Origin of the sequence: Pseudomonas sp. MSSRFD41, assembly GCF_014230245.1 — a bacterium.
GTDB classification, from domain to species: Bacteria; Pseudomonadota; Gammaproteobacteria; order Pseudomonadales; family Pseudomonadaceae; genus Aquipseudomonas; species Aquipseudomonas piscis.
In genome coordinates, this window is sequence record NZ_JACKZK010000003.1 from 1 (window position 1) to 14,927 (window position 14,927).

Annotated in this window: 15 protein-coding genes; all 15 read left to right on the plus strand. The window is 62.7% G+C overall.

Going from position 1 to position 14,927, the window contains the following annotated elements; all coding sequences use genetic code 11:
- Nucleotides 1–1,127, plus strand: a 1,127-nt coding sequence (locus H7A76_RS06775; RefSeq protein ID WP_260497926.1) for a hypothetical protein, incomplete at its 5' end; no start/stop codon positions are given.
- On the plus strand, nt 1,124–1,510 hold the full coding sequence (locus H7A76_RS06780; protein WP_221775148.1) for a hypothetical protein: 387 nt from the start codon (nt 1,124–1,126) through the stop codon (nt 1,508–1,510). The genes H7A76_RS06775 and H7A76_RS06780, both read left to right, overlap by 4 nt.
- 51 nt (nt 1,511–1,561) lie before the next feature.
- Entirely contained in the window at nt 1,562–2,245 is a 684-nt protein-coding gene (locus H7A76_RS06785; protein ID WP_053134540.1) for a phage minor tail protein L, read from the plus strand.
- A gap of 2 nt (nt 2,246–2,247) precedes the next feature.
- Nucleotides 2,248–3,024 (plus strand): C40 family peptidase, encoded by a 777-nt coding sequence (locus tag H7A76_RS06790; RefSeq protein ID WP_185697808.1) that lies wholly within the window; start codon nt 2,248–2,250, stop codon nt 3,022–3,024.
- 55 nt (nt 3,025–3,079) lie between these two features.
- Complete coding sequence (locus H7A76_RS06795; RefSeq protein WP_185697809.1) at nt 3,080–3,712, plus strand: tail assembly protein; 633 nt, start codon at nt 3,080–3,082, stop codon at nt 3,710–3,712.
- A gap of 64 nt (nt 3,713–3,776) precedes the next feature.
- Nucleotides 3,777–4,385: a tail assembly protein gene (locus H7A76_RS06800; RefSeq protein ID WP_185697810.1), complete on the plus strand. Its 609-nt coding sequence runs from the start codon at nt 3,777–3,779 to the stop codon at nt 4,383–4,385.
- A gap of 60 nt (nt 4,386–4,445) precedes the next feature.
- Nucleotides 4,446–7,538 carry a host specificity protein J gene (locus H7A76_RS06805; RefSeq protein WP_185697811.1) on the plus strand — a complete coding sequence of 1,031 codons (3,093 nt, stop codon included), beginning with the start codon at nt 4,446–4,448 and terminating at the stop codon, nt 7,536–7,538.
- 286 nt (nt 7,539–7,824) lie between these two features.
- Nucleotides 7,825–8,523 carry a hypothetical protein gene (locus tag H7A76_RS06810; RefSeq protein WP_185697812.1) on the plus strand — a complete coding sequence of 233 codons (699 nt, stop codon included), beginning with the start codon at nt 7,825–7,827 and terminating at the stop codon, nt 8,521–8,523.
- A gap of 123 nt (nt 8,524–8,646) precedes the next feature.
- The gene (locus H7A76_RS06815) at nt 8,647–9,231 is read left to right on the plus strand and encodes a hypothetical protein (protein WP_185697813.1); all 585 of its coding nucleotides are present in this window, start codon (nt 8,647–8,649) and stop codon (nt 9,229–9,231) included.
- The gene (locus H7A76_RS06820; protein WP_022642608.1) at nt 9,228–9,410 is read left to right on the plus strand and encodes a DUF2635 domain-containing protein; all 183 of its coding nucleotides are present in this window, start codon (nt 9,228–9,230) and stop codon (nt 9,408–9,410) included. The genes H7A76_RS06815 and H7A76_RS06820 overlap by 4 nt, the downstream gene beginning before the upstream one ends.
- A complete protein-coding gene (locus H7A76_RS06825; protein WP_185697814.1) occupies nt 9,410–10,906 on the plus strand; it encodes a phage tail sheath subtilisin-like domain-containing protein in 1,497 nt (498 codons plus the stop codon). The genes H7A76_RS06820 and H7A76_RS06825 overlap by 1 nt, the downstream gene beginning before the upstream one ends.
- 63 nt (nt 10,907–10,969) lie before the next feature.
- A complete protein-coding gene (locus H7A76_RS06830; protein WP_022642610.1) occupies nt 10,970–11,317 on the plus strand; it encodes a phage tail tube protein in 348 nt (115 codons plus the stop codon).
- The gene (locus H7A76_RS06835; RefSeq protein WP_031321005.1) at nt 11,314–11,610 is read left to right on the plus strand and encodes a phage tail assembly protein; all 297 of its coding nucleotides are present in this window, start codon (nt 11,314–11,316) and stop codon (nt 11,608–11,610) included. Before H7A76_RS06830 ends, H7A76_RS06835 begins: the two co-directional genes overlap by 4 nt.
- A gap of 130 nt (nt 11,611–11,740) precedes the next feature.
- Complete coding sequence (locus H7A76_RS06840) at nt 11,741–13,702, plus strand: phage tail protein (RefSeq protein ID WP_260497927.1); 1,962 nt, start codon at nt 11,741–11,743, stop codon at nt 13,700–13,702.
- A complete protein-coding gene (locus tag H7A76_RS06845; RefSeq protein WP_185697815.1) occupies nt 13,689–14,927 on the plus strand; it encodes a DNA circularization protein in 1,239 nt (412 codons plus the stop codon). Before H7A76_RS06840 ends, H7A76_RS06845 begins: the two co-directional genes overlap by 14 nt.

Sequence of the window (14,927 nt, forward strand, 5' to 3'; positions counted from 1 at the left end):
AGATCATCAATGAGAACTTTGCCGAGCTGGATACCCGTACGGCTGCAGCGCTGGCAAAGGCTGGGCAGGGTGTGGCGGACGCTGCTGCAGCCAAGGTCAAAGCGGATGCTGCAGTTCCTGGTACGGCGCTGGGGGTCTCTGTGGCGCAACTGATCGATGGCTTGGTACCGGCTTCCCAGCTTCCCAGCTTCGTCGATGACGTGCTTGAGTTTCCCACCCTTGCCGATTTTCCTGCCACCGGTGAGACAGGCAAGATCTACATCGCTATCAACGACGGTGACAGCCCAGCCAACCCGACGCGCCAGTACCGCTGGGGTGGTTCCGCGTTTGTGCTAATTCCATCCTCGCCTGGCTCAACTGACCAGGTTCCGGAGGGATCGATAAATCAGTACTTCACGCAGCCCCGCGTGCGTTCGACAGCGCTTTCAGGACTGGGCGCTCTGCTCAATGCCGCGATTTTGGCAACCGATACGGTGCTGCAGGCTTTTGCAAAGCTGCAGGGTCAGCTCAACGTCAAGCTGGGCAAGAATGAGGTGGCGACAGACTCCGACAAGCTCGGAGGTCAGCCGGCATCCTTCTACACGGCAGTGATGACTGGAGCCACTGCTACCGCCGGCGGCACAAAAGGACTAGTACCAGCGCCCTCGGCAGGTGATCAGGCAAAGTTTCTGACGGGCGCTGGCACTTATGCTGCACCGTCTACTACCCAGACATCCTGGGGAGGAATCGCCGGCGTGATTTCAGATCAAGCCGACTTGAAGGCTGCGTTGGATGCAAAGCCTGGCATTTCAAGCCTGGGTATCTCGAAAAAGTGGAGTAGCGGGCCGCTTACTTGGTCCGTAGCCGGGATACTAAATTTGACTCACAACCTCGGGTTTGAACCTGCCATTGTTGTTGTGAAAGGGCGCTACAAAGTGGCGGCGAACGGAATGGCTATCGGTGAGAGTGAGTTCTCTGTCGGCATTCTTTATCAGTCTGCATTTCTTGGCGTCATTACGAGAAAGCCGACAACTACCACTCTGCAGGTACAAGTGGCTCGTGACGGTTTGAGGCTTTCAAACTCTGCCGGAGAGCTCATGCCTGTCACCCCGGCACAAGTTGACCTCGTTGTGGAGATCTGGGCATGACGGAAGTAATCGAAAACCGAATCGTGCTGATGCTATGCGTGTTTCCCGACGGTCGCATGGATGGTTGGTACGAAGTGCCGCCAGAGGGCAGCATTCCGGTCGATATGGCAAACGAGTATTATGATCAAATATGGCTGTTCCCGGGCTGGAGTCCGAGCCCCTCAAATCTCCGTCGCATTGAGGACGATTGGCGCGAGTCTGAGCTGATCGCAATTTCCGCCCAGCTCGATGCGCTGGAAGAGGTAGAGGCTGGTGATGCTCCGCCAGATCTTCTCGCCGGAACTCGGTCTCAGTGGCTGAGGTACCGGGGGCTGGTTCGGAACTGGGCCGAAGGGAAGGGTGACTATCCAGAAATCACCAAGCGTCCGAAGCGCCCCTGCTAAATCACTGTCACCCGCCTTCGCGCGGGTTTCTTTTTGCCTTGAGGAAACACCATGCCGATCACGGCCGATATCCAGACCCTGGAGCCTGGCGCGTGGGTGGAGCTTTTCGAGCTCGACGCCACCAGCCTCGGCGCCGAACTCTACCGCTTTCACGGTTACCCCCAGCAGTCGTCGATCTTCTGGCAGGGGCTCGAGTATTCCCCCTGGCCGATCCAGGCCGAGGGCTTCGAAATGACCGGCAAGGGCTCGCAGCCGACCCCGACCCTGTCGGTGGGCAACGTCGATGGTTTCATCACCGCCCTGGTGCTGTATTTCGAAGACCTGGTAGGGGCCCGGCTGATTCGCCATCGGACCCTGGGCAAGTACCTGGACGGCCAGCCCGAGGCCGACCCCGAGGAAGAGCTGCCGCCGGACATCTGGTACGTCGAGCGCAAGGTCGCCGAAGACAACGAGGTGGTGCAGTTCGAGCTGTCCAGCGCCCTGGACTTCAACGGCGTGCAGCTGCCACGGCGGCAGATCGTCGCCAACGTCTGCTGGTGGCTCAGCTGCGGCGGTTATCGCGGCCCTTACTGTGGCTACAACGGCGGCCCGGTGGCGGACGTCAACGACGTGATCGTCACCGATGCCGCCAAGGATAAATGCGGCGGGCGCCTGAGCAGCTGCAAGCTGCGTTTCGGCGAGAACAACCCGCTGCCCTACGGTTCGTTTCCTGCGGCGGGCCTGCTACGGAGCTGAACATGAACAAGGCGAACCTGGCGGCCATCGAGCGCCACGCCCTGGCCGAATACCCCCGCGAGTGCTGCGGGTTGCTGATTCGCGAGGGCCGGCGGCGGGTCTATGTGCCGTGTCGCAATACCGCCGCCACCCCCAGCGAGCACTTTCGCCTGGCTCCCGCGGACTACGCGGCAGCCGAGGAGCGCGGCGAGGTGCTGGCGGTGATCCACAGCCACCCGGATTACTCGGCCACGCCCAGCGAGGCGGACCGGGTGGCCTGCGAGGCCTCCGGGTTGCCCTGGCACATCGTCCAGGTGCTGGCGGACGACGCCGGCCAACCGCGTATTGGCCAGTGGGCCCAACTGGCGCCCAACGGCTACCAGGCACCCTTGGTTGGCCGGGCCTTCGCCCATGGCGTGCACGACTGCCTGAGCATCATCCTCGACTACTACCGGCGCGAGCTGGGTATAGAACTGGGCGACTACCAGCGCGAGGACGGCTGGTGGGACAAGGGCGGCAACCTCTACCTGGAGCACTTGCCCGAGGCCGGTTTCGAGCGGGTAGGGGACCTGCGCCAGGGCGACGTGGTGTTGATGCAGATCCGCTCGCCGGTGCCCAACCACGCGGCCATCTACCTGGCCGATGGCGTGCTCAAGAGCGAGCCTGCGCACTACCCGGCACCGGGCTCCATCCTGCACCACCTCTATGGCCGCGACAGCAAGCGCGACACCTATGGCGGCTACTGGGACGAAGTCACGGTCAGCATCTGGCGCCATCGCCAGCTCATGGCGTCGGCTTGAGGCCGTTGCCTTTCCCGGCTGCCAACCGGGGATCTTTCTTCCTGGGAGTCATGTGATGAATCAGCAAAAAGTCCGGGTCGTGCGGTTGTACGGCTCGCTGGGAGCCCGCTTCGGCCGGGTGCATCGGTTGGCGGTGGGCAGCGCTGCGGAGGCGATCCGCGCCTTGTGCGTGCTGGTGCCGGGATTCGAGGCCTTCCTGATGGCATCCAAGGATCGCGGGGTGACCTACTCGCTGTTCCTCGGGCGCGACAACCTGGGCCAGGATCGCCTGCACGCTCCTTGCGGCAACAGCGATATCCGCATTGCCCCGCTGCTCATCGGCAGCAAGCGCTCGGGCGGGTTGCAGACCATCATCGGCGTCGCCCTGGTGGTGGCCGCGTCCTATTTTTCCGGTGGCATTGCCGCCGCGGGTGGCAGTTCAACCTTGATCGGGACTACCGGCACCACTGGCTGGACCTTCGCCGCCAGCATGGGCATTTCCCTGGCCATGGGCGGGGTGATGCAGATGATGTCGCCGCAGCTCAAGGGCCTGGGGGCCATGGACCGTCCCGATAACCGTGCCAACTACAGCTTCAACGGCCCGGTCAACACCACGGCCCAGGGCAACCCGGTGGGCCTGCTCTATGGCCAGTTGATCGTCGGCAGCTCGGTGATCAGCGCCGGCATCTACGCCCAGGACCAGCTCTGAAACAGCGGTCTGCGTTGTCCATCCAAACCCGCCGCGGCGGGTTTTTTATCGCCAGGAGAACCCCATGGGTTTGGCCGTAGAACCACAAAAGATGCAAACCGTGCTGCTGTCCGGCTCCCTGGCCCGGCTGTTCGGGCGTGAACACCGGGTGGCCATCAGCGCAGGCTTCAAGGACGTGATGGGTTACTTCCGGCAGTTCCCGGGTTTTGAGCGCTACATGGTGCAAAGCGCCGACAAGGGCCTGCGCTTCGCCGTGTTCAACGGTCGGCGCAACCTGTCCGAGACCGATATCCACCAGCCCCTGGGCAAGCAGGTGATCCGCATCGCCCCGGTGCTCGGTGGTTCCAAGCGTGCGGGAGGCCTGCAGACCATCCTCGGCGCGGTACTGATGGCCGTGGCCTACTACAACCCCTTCGGCTTTCTCACCGGCCCGGCAGTCACGGCCATGATGATGACCGGAGCGACCATGGTGATCGGCGGCGTGACGCAGATGCTCGCGCCCATGCCCAGGGGCCTGGGCGCCCAGGAACGCCCGGAAAACCGCCCCAGCTACAGCTTCAACGGGCCAATCAATACCACGGCCCAGGGCAACCCGGTGGGCCTGCTCTATGGCCAGTTGACCATCGGCAGCACCGTGATCAGCTCTGGCATCTACGCCCAGGACCAACTCTAAGCATTCCCGTCTTCCACCTGCCTGCGATGCCGCGGGCCTCATTTCGCCTGAAGGAAAGCCATGACCGACCCTATTCTCGCCGGTAGCAAGGGCGGCGGCGCCAAGCCGCCCCGTCCCTCCGTGGAAGCCCCGGACAGCCTGCACAGCACGGCCTATGCCCGGATCCTCGATCTCGTCAGCGAAGGCGAGATCGTGGGCCTGAAGAACGGCAAGCGCTCGGTGTTCCTCAACGAGACGCCCCTGGCCAACGCCGACGGCAGCCTGAACTTCTCCGGGGTCAGCCTCGAGACCCGCAACGGCAGCCAGGACCAGACCTACATCCCGGGCTTTCCGGCGGTGGAGAACGAGTCCCAGGTGGCGGTGGAACTGCGCAGCGACCAACCCTGGACCCGCGTCATCACCAACCTGCAACTGTCGGCGGTGCGCATCCGCCTGGCGGTCTCGCGCCTGGCCCAGACCAACACCAGCAACGGCGACACCAACGGCTACACGGTGCGTTACGCCATCGAGCTGTCCACCGATGGCGGGGCGTTCGTCGAAGTGCTGCAGTCGGCCTTCAGCGGCAAGAGCTCCAGCAAGTACGAGCGCTCCCACCGGGTCGACCTGCCAGCGGCCAAGGCCGGCTGGACCGTGCGAGTGCGGCGGCTGACGGCGAACTCCAGCAGCGGGGCAATCGCCGATACCACCAGCGTGGAGTCCATCACCGACGTGATCGACGCCAAGTTGCGCTACCCCGGTTCGGCGATCATCGGCCTGCAGTTCGATGCCTCGCAGTTCCAGTCGATTCCCAACCGCTCCTTCGAATTGCAAGGACGGATCATCCGCGTGCCGAGCAACTACGATCCGGCCACCCGGACCTACAGCGGCGTGTGGGACGGCACCTTCAAGTCGGCCTGGACCGACAACCCGGCCTGGATCTACTACGACCTGCTGCTGCACCAGCGTTATGGCCTCGGGCACCTGCTCAACGCCGCCCAGGTGGACAAGTGGGAGCTGTACCGCATCGGCCAGTACTGCGACCAGCCGGTGTCCGATGGCAAGGGCGGCACCGAGCCGCGCTTTACCTGCAACCTCTATCTCTCGGTGCGCGCCGATGCGCTGAAAGTGCTGCAGGACCTGGCCACCACCTTCCGCGGCATGGCCTATTGGGGCGCGGGGTCGGTGATGGCGGTGGCCGACATGCCGGAAGACCCGGTGTACACCTATAGCAACGCCAACGTGATCGACGGCAAGTTCGTCTACGGCGGCTCGGCGAAAAAGACTCGCTACAGCGTGGCCCTGGTGAGCTGGAACGACCCGGCGGACTTCTACCGGCAGAAGGTGCAGTACGTCGACGATCCGGAAGGCATCGCCCGTTATGGCGTGCAGCAGACCGAGATCACCGCCACCGGCTGCACCTCCCAGGCCCAGGCCCAGCGCATCGGCAAATGGGCGCTGCTGACCAACCGCCTGGAAACCGAAAGCGTGAGTTTTTCCGTGGGCCTGGACGGCACCCTGGTGCGTCCGGGGCAGGTGATCCGCGTGGCGGACAACGACCGGGCCGGCCGGCGGATCGGCGGGCGCCTGCGCTCGGCGACCCTGGACGCCCTGGTGCTGGATGCCGACGTCAAGGCCTACCCCGGCGATACCCTGACCCTGATCATGCCCACCGGCAAGGCGATCTCCCGGGTGATCAAGTCCGTGGGTTATCCACTGACCTGGGACAGCACCGGCATCACCTGGGACAGCGGCGCCACCACCCTCGACACCACCGGCTTTCCTGCTGAAGTGCAGCGGGTGGTGCTGGAGAAAAAGCTCGAGGAGCTGCCACCGGTGCATTCGATGTGGGCCATCGATTCACCGACCCTGGCGGTCCAGCAGTTTCGCGTGTTGTCGGTGGCCGAGGACTTCTCCGACTCGGCGATCAAGTACAGCATCAGCGCGGTCAAGCATGTCGCCGCCAAGTTCGCGGCGATCGACAACGGCGCGCGCATCGACCAGCCACCGGTGACGGTGATCCCGCCGAGCGTGCAGAACCCACCGAAGAACGTGCGGGTGCGCAACGAGCATTTCGTCGACCAGGGCAGCGCGGTCGGGGTCATGACCATCGACTGGGAGCGCCCGGACAACGCCATCGCCTACGAGGTGCACTGGCGCAAGAACGACGGGGACTGGGTGTTCGCCGGACGTACCGGGGGCAACGCCTTCGAAGTCAGCGGTATCTATGCCGGGCGCTACGTGGCCAAGGTCCGGGCGATCAACGCCCTGGACATCGGCTCGGTGTTCGCCACCTCGGCCGAGACCGTGCTCAACGGCAAGACCACACCGCCGCCGATGGTGGCTTCCTTCAACGCCGAGTCGATCGTGTTCGGCATCAAGCTCAAGTGGAGCATCCCGGCCGGGCTGAGCACCGCCGACCTGCAACGGACCGAGATCTGGTACAGCCAGGGCAGCGACATGGCCACGGCCACCAAGTTCGGCGACTACGCCTACCCGCAGACCGATCTGACCATCATGGGCTTGGCCGCTGGCGTACGGTTCTTCTTCTGGGCGCGCCTGGTGGACAAGATCGGCAACCTGGGTGCCTTCCATGGGCCGGTCACCGGACAGTCATCCTCGGATGCCGGGCCGATCCTCGAATACCTCAGCGACAAGATCAGCGAGACGCAACTGAGCCAGCACCTGCTGCAGAAGATCGAGTCCGGCGGCGGCGCCCAGGTCGAAGTCGAGACCATGAAGCGCGAGCTGGCGGCAATGTATTCGATCAAGACGCAACTGACGGTGGATGGGAAACCCTATCTGGCGGGGATTGGTGTCGGGGTCGAGAACGATAAGGGCGTTATTACCAGTCAGGTATTGGTTGCGGCTAATCGGTTTGCGGTTGTCGATCCTAATACTGCCAAGGCGGTATCTCCGTTTGTTATTGAGAATGGCGCTACTTATATAGATTCTGCGTTTATTGCAAAGGGATCAATTACCAATGCAAAGATTGGCGAGTATATCCAGTCTGACGACTATCGACCGGGTGAACGCGGATGGTGCATGAAGAAGTCGGGGACTCTTGAGATCAATGGCAATGGTATTGGTTATAAGCTTCAGGTTTTGGATAGAGGCGTATATCTAACAGATACCACGACCAATGTAATGGTGGTTGAACTGGGATTGCTTTCATGACTTTTGGTCTAAGAGTTAGAGATGCAGAAACTGGGAGTATCACGTTAGAAGTCACCGATCGCTTGACGCGTCAGCTTGGGGTTATAGAGACCGGAGTGTCAAATGGGTCAATAACCAATCCAGGGTTTTCTCTGGGGCAGCCGTTTTTTGTAGTGGTAGACCCATACTCCGATCTGTGGACAAACTACACGCGACCTATACCGTCGATATCTGGAAATACACTTTCCTGGAACTTTCCGGATATCTACGGTTTTAGAGTCTCCGTGAAAATTTTATACGGTGTCTCATGAGCGAAATTGGATTCAGGGTTAAGAATTCCGCAAGAAGCATTCAAATTGACAGTCAATTCAGAAACCACTGCCTCCTAACAAAAGGGCGCGTGACCCCAAGTCAGACTGGTGATTTCGACTCTAGTTTGAGGTTTGAGGATGTTCCGCTGCCTCTGTCGACGACCCCTTGCATCGTAGCTATCAGGGCAAACAATCCTGCTTTTTACGTGATGGTGGAGGGGCGTGCGGTAAGGCTGTTCTCAAAAACTAGAACGATGGAGTCCCAGGGCTGGGTTGACTACTTCATATTCGGAACCCCGTTTGCTGACCCGGGAGGTCGCCCAGGACTTCGGATACGAAACAGGTTGACGGGTGAAACGGTTTACAACTCGCTCAGAAAGTATCTTCGAGTGATTAGAACATACACCGGAAACGAGCAGAACTCTGGAGAGATCGGTGCGGGAAGAGTGTGTGCACTAGTCCAAAATCTCCGAAGTTATGGTGCGAGAAAACAAAAGGCAGGAGGAACTAATGGATCCATTGTCATTGAAGATGTGAAATCTAGTACTATCAAGACACCTACTGATAATAGCTGGGAGCATAGATCTGGCATAGTTGCTCAGGCAACTAGGCCATGGGATGGAATGTCATTTGGTGAGTATAACTATCAACAAGCCCAGCGGAGTGTGACTGTCATCGATGTAACAGACTTTTAATAGGGTGATTTTTATGGTGTCACACTCTGTCCACAATTGTGCGGATTGTTTTTCTGGAGTTTTCTCGTCCCAAGTACTGTGTCGAGTTATTTTGCCAAACCTCTGTGATTGCTTGGGGGGTATATGAAAATTACCCCTGTCTATACCCAGGTAGCGACTCAGTGCGTAGGTCTTGCCGTTAGAGTAGTAATTGGCATTGATTTAACTCCGCAAAATCCATTTGCTGTTCTAGATACCCCTGCTGTTCTTATCGTGCCCCTAGCTGATCTTTCCAGTCGAAGCACTGCTGAAAATAACAGTGCATCGATCATCCGCGACCGCTTCGAAGTCGCCTTGCTCCTCGATGCCACTCACCCGCAACAGGCCCTGGACCAGCTCCATGACCTGCGAGCCGAGGTCTGGCGTGCGCTGGTGGGTTTCAAGCCTGGGGCCGAGTACAGCCCGATCCAGTACGAGGGCGGTGAGCTGGTGCCGGTGGGCAATGAGCGGTTGCTCTATCGCCTGCGTTTTTTCGCCGAGTTCCAGTTGGGGCGCAATCGTTCCGGGCAGCCGGCGGAAACCTGGCATGAACGTGAACTCGACGGCTTGCCGTCCTTTACCGGGGTCACGGTCCGGGTCGATGCCATCGATCCGGCGGATCCCAATTTGAAAAGCCCGGGCCCTGATGGGCGCCTGGAGCTGACTTTCTCAGGAGAGCTGAAGCAATGAGCAAACGCATCACCGTGCTGCCGGCCGCTGGCCGTGCCGTACCCGATCCGGAAGCGGGCGACCTGCTGCCGGTCACTGGCCGTGAAGTCACGGACAACGCCTGGTGGCGTCGCCGTCTGGCCGATGGCGATATCACCATCAACGCCGTGCAAGCGGCACAACCGAAGGGAGCCCAATAATGGCGATCGGATTCAGCAATATCCCCGCGGACATTCGTGTTCCGCTGTTCTATGCCGAGATGGACAACTCGGCGGCCAATAGCGCCTCGTCGGCCATGCGCCGGCTGATCGTCGCCCAGGTCAACGACAACGTGCCCGCCAGCGACGTGGGCAAGCTGGTGCTGGTGTCCAGCGTGGCCCTGGCCAAGAGCATCGGCGGCCAGGGTTCGATGCTGGCCTCCATGTACGAGACCTTCCGCAAGACCGACCCGGTCGGCGAGATCTGGTGCCTGCCGCTGCACAACAGCGAAGGCAGCGTGGCCAAGGGCACTTTGACCCTGACCGGCAGCGCCACCGAGAGCGGCGTGCTCAACCTCTATGTGGGCGGCGTGCGGGTCCAGGCCGCCATCGCCAAGGGCGCCACCGCGGCCCAGGCGGCCACCGCCCTGGTGCAGAAGATCAACACCTCGGCCGACCTGCCGCTGAGCGCCAGCGCCGCCGAAGGCGTGGTGACCCTGAACGCCAAGTGGACCGGCGACAGCGGCAACGACATCAGCCTGCAGCTCAATCGCCTGGGCAAGAGCAACGGCGAGAGCACCCCGGAAGGCCTGGCCATCGTCATCGGCAAGATGGCCGGTGGTGCCGGCGTGCCCGACCAGGTGGCCGCGGTCGCCGCCCTGGGCGATGAGCCGTTCGAGTTCATCTGCATGCCCTGGACCGACGTCGCCAGCCTCAACACCTGGCAAGCGGTCATGGATGACAGCGTGGGTCGCTGGTCCTGGGCCAAGCAGCTGTTCGGCCATGTCTACACCGCCAAGCGCGGCACCGTGGGCACCCTGGTCGCCGCCGGGCAGGCGCGCAACGACCAGCACATGACCATCCAGGCCCTGGAACCGGGCGTTCCGCAACCGGCCTGGGTCCAGGCTGCGGCACTGGCCGCGCGCACCGCGGTGTTCATCTCCGCCGATGCCAGCCGTCCGACCCAGAGCGGCAGCCTGCCAGGCCTGGACCCGGCCGCGGCCAGCGAGCGCTTCACCCTGACCGAGCGCCAGTCACTGCTCAACTACGGCATCGCCACCGCCTACTACGAAGGCGGCTACGTGCGCATCCAGCGTTCGATCACCACCTACCAGAAGAACGCGTTCGGCCAGGCGGACAACTCCTACCTGGACAGCGAGACCCTGCACCAGTCGGCCTACATCGTGCGCCGCCTGCAAAGCGTGATCACCAGCAAGTACGGGCGCCACAAGCTGGCCGCCGACGGCACCCGCTTCGGCGCCGGCCAGCCGATCGTCACCCCGAGCACCATTCGCGGCGAGCTGATCGCCCAGTACGCCAAGCTGGAGCTGGAAGGCCATGTGGAAAACGCCGAGCGGTTCGCCGAGCACCTGGTGGTGGAACGCGATGCCCGGGACCCGAACCGCATCAACGTGCTGTTCCCGCCGGACTACATCAACGGCCTGCGAGTGTTCGCGCTGCTCAACCAGTTCCGCCTGCAGTACGACAACGCCGCCTGAACGCGCGTTCGACTGTGAATCCAGCCCACCTTGCGTGGGCTTTTTATTGAAGGGAGAAACACCATGGGTCAAGTGATTGCGGGCACCTGCTACGTCAAGGTCGACGGTGCTCAACTGACGATCAACGGCGGCTGCGAGGCGCCGCTGATGTCCACCAAGCGTGAAACCGTCGTGCCGGGTTTCTACAAGGAAGTCGAGGTCACCCCGACATTCAAGGTCACGGCGCTGCACACCCCGGACTTCCCGCTCAAGCAGCTGGTGGCCGGTACCGACATGACCGTCACCTGCGAATTCAACAACGGCAAGGTCTTCGTCCTGGCCGGCGCCTACCTGGTGGACGAGCCGGTATCCAAGGGCGACGACGCCAGCATCGCGCTGGTGTTCAACGGCGTGAAGGGGACCTGGCAATGACTCAAGTCGTGAAGCTGCAAGTGGCCATCGAAGCCCACGGCGAAACGCTCGATGAACTGACCCTGCGCCGCCCGACGGTGCAGGAGGTGCGCAACATCAAGGCGCTGCCGTACCGGATCGACAAGAGCGAGGAAGTGAGCCTGGACATGGATGTCGCGGCCAAGTACATCGCGGTCTGCGCCGGTATCCCACCGTCCTCGGTGAACCAGCTGGACCTGGCCGACCTCAACGGCCTGAGCTGGGCCGTCGCGAGTTTTTTCATGAGTGCGGCGTCGCAGCCATCGGCGACCTGATCGCGGCCGCCTATGACCTGGCCTGGTTCTGGAAGGTTGACCCCGAACAGATGATGGCCAGGCCATTGGATGTGCTCCGCGAGTCACTGGAGCACGCGCAACGGATCAATGCGATGCAGCAGGTGCAGTGATGGCGAATATTCAACAAAGCATGAGCCTGACGAACATCCAGACCACGGTGCACATGTCCGTGGTGGTGCTCGGCGCACAGAAACTCGAAGCCCAGATGTCGGGGATCCGCGCCAGGATCGGCGCCTTCAAGAAGAGCATCGAGGGCAGCGGCCTCGGCTCCCTCGACCTGGGCGGCTTCATCAAGGGTGGCGGTCTGCTGGAGCCGTTCATCCATGGCATCAAGCAGGCGATCAAGGCCGAGGACGACCTGCAAGCCAGCAGCCAGCAACTCACCCAGCTCAAGGCGCCGCAAGTGCCCCTGGGGGAAACCTCGGCCCACCTCAAGCAGTTCGACGACGCCTTGCAAGGGGTGTCGCTGAAGATGGGCCAGGCGCTGTTGCCGGCGGTCAACCAGCTGATCACCGGACTGACGCCGCTGATCAGCAGTGTCGGTGCCTTCGTTGCCGACAACCCGGCCCTGGTGGAAGGCTTGGCCGCAGCGGCCGTGGCCTTCACCGTGGTCACCACCGGGGCCATGGGCCTGGCGGCGGTGGTCGGCCTCTTGGCCTCGCCGGTGGGCATCGTGGCGGCGGCGATCGCCGTGGCCGCTGGTTTGATCGTGGCCTACTGGGAGCCGATATCAGGCTTCTTCAGCGGGATCTGGAACAGCCTGCAGCAGGCGGCGCAGGTGGCCTTCGCCACCTTCAAGAGTCTGTTCGGCTGGAGCCCGTTGCAGGCCCTGGCCGGTGCCTGGGGCGCGCTCACGGGGTTCTTCTCCGGGCTCTGGAGCTCGGTGGTCGGCGAGGCGACCCAGGCCTGGGCGCCGCTCAGCGAGTTCTTCAGTGGCTTGTGGCAGGGCATCCAGGCCCTGGCGTTGCCGCTGCTGGATTTCTTCAAGACCTTGTTTTCCTGGAGCCCGCTGGGGCTGGTGATCGATAACTGGCAGCCATTGACCGGGTTGTTCTCGGCGCTGTGGGAGCTGTTGCGGGCACTGTCGGTGCCGGTGATGAGCTTCTTCAAGACCTTGTTCGACTGGTCGCCCCTGGGCCTGGTGATCAATAACTGGCAGCCGCTGCTGGGCTTTTTCGGGCGCTGCTGGGATGGCCTGCGGGCGCTGTCGGAACCGGTGCTGGGGTTCTTCAAGACCTTGTTCGACTGGTCGCCCCTGGGCCTGGTGATCAATAACTGGCAGCCGCTGCTGGGCTTTTTCGGACGCTGCTGGGATGGCCTGCGGGCCCAGGCGGAACCGGTGCTGGGGTTCTTCAAGACCCTGTTCGACTGGTCGCCCCTTGGGCTGGTGATCAATAACTGGCAACCGCTGATGGGCTTCTTTTCGGCCACCTGGAACCAGTTGCTGGCGCTGAGCGCGCCGGTGGGCGAGTTCTTTCGGGCGCTGTTCAATTGGTCGCCGATGCCGCTGATCAATGCGGCCTGGGAGCCCGTAGCCGGATTCTTCAGTGGCTTGTGGGACTCGCTGCTGGCGATCACGGCGCCGGTCCAGGGGTTCTTGCAGGAGCTGTTCAACTGGTCGCCCATGGATATGGTCACGGCCAACTGGCAGCCGATCGCCGACTGGTTCTCGGCGTTCTGGGACAAGCTCAAGGGCACCCTGGGCGGCATCCGGGAAATGCTCGGCGGCAGCTTTGGCGGCTTCATCGCCAAGATCACCGGCAAGGTCGAAGGCCTGACCGAGGCCCAGCAGCGCACCAACGCCGAAGGCAAGGGCCAGTTGGCCCCGGCATTCTTCGGTGCCGAGGCTTCGCCGGCGGCGCGTAACCTGAACCAGGGCTCTGGTGCGTTGGTGCAGCAGAGTGCGGCCAACAATCGCACGCAACTCGAAGGCGGCCTGACGGTGCGCTTCGAAAACGCCCCGGCGGGCCTGCGCACCAGCCAGCCGCAGACCAACCAGCCGGGCCTGGCGGTGACTCCGCGCATCGGCTATCGCTCACTTTCCCTAGGAGGTTCCAATGAGCTGGCGTGATCGGTTGTTGCCGGCGTCGTTTCGCGGCGTCGGTTTCTGGGTCGACCAGGCCAAGACCCCGGTGGGCCAGAAGGGCCAGTTGCATGAGTATCCCCAGCGCGACCAGCCCTTCTACGAAGGGCTCGGCCAGCAGGCCAAGGTCCACGACCTGACGGCCTTCATCGTGGGCGAGAACTGCCTGGAGCAGCGCGACCAGCTGCTCCAGGCCCTGGAGCAGGGGGCCGGGGAACTGGTCCACCCTTGGCTGGGACGGATGCAGGTCAAGGTCGGCGAGTGCGAAATGACCCATACCCGCCAGGACGGCGGCCTGGTGACGTTCGCCCTCAAGTTCCACCCCGACCAGCCGCTGCTGTTCCCCACGGCGGTGGTCAACTCCCGCGAGCAATTGCTGGTGGCCGCCGACAGCCTGCTGGGTTCGGCGGTACGACGCTTCGAGGAGGTCATCAGCCTGATCAAGGCCGCACGGATCGCGGTCAAGGAACTGCGCGATTGCCTCAAGGACGTCTACGCGGTGATCGAGCATGAGTTCAAGGCGCTGATCGACACCTACAAGGACCTGCGCCAGCTGGTGCTGGCGCTCAAGGAGCTGCCCCGGGAGGTCAGCGCCGAGTTCAAGGGCTTGCTCAAGGACATCCGCGAGCTCAAGGACTTCGCCCGCGAGGGTTATCGCGGAGTGCTGGCCAATGCTTCGCAACAGGTCGAGGCGGCGAAGAAGATCGATACGCCCAAGCTCACCACCGGCAAGGACACGGTGGCCGCGGCCCAGGCCATGGCCAACCTGGTTCAGGACATGCTGCTGGTGAAGCTCGGCTACCAGGTCGCGCAGATGCCGGCGGCGGCGCCGGTGGTCAAGCTCAACTCCACGCCTTCGGTGGCCCAGCAGGCGGTCCAGCCGGTACGCCGCCTGGATGTGCCGGTGGCCGAGGATGTGCTGAGCCTGCGTGATGCCCTCAATGAGGTGATCTGGCAGGCCGCGCTCAAGGCCGATGCCCTGCATTACCAGGCGCTCAACAGCCTGCGCCAGCAGCTGTTCGGCCATCTCACGGCGGTGTCGTCCACCGGGGTGCGGCTGCTGACCCTGTCGCCCAAGCAGAGCCTGCCGGCCCTGGTGGTGGCCTACCAGCGCTTTGGCGATGCCACTCGGGTGGGGGAGGTGAGCCAGCGCAACAAGGCGGTGCATCCAGGCTTCCTGCCGCCGGCCGACCTGAAAATCGCCGAGGTGTAG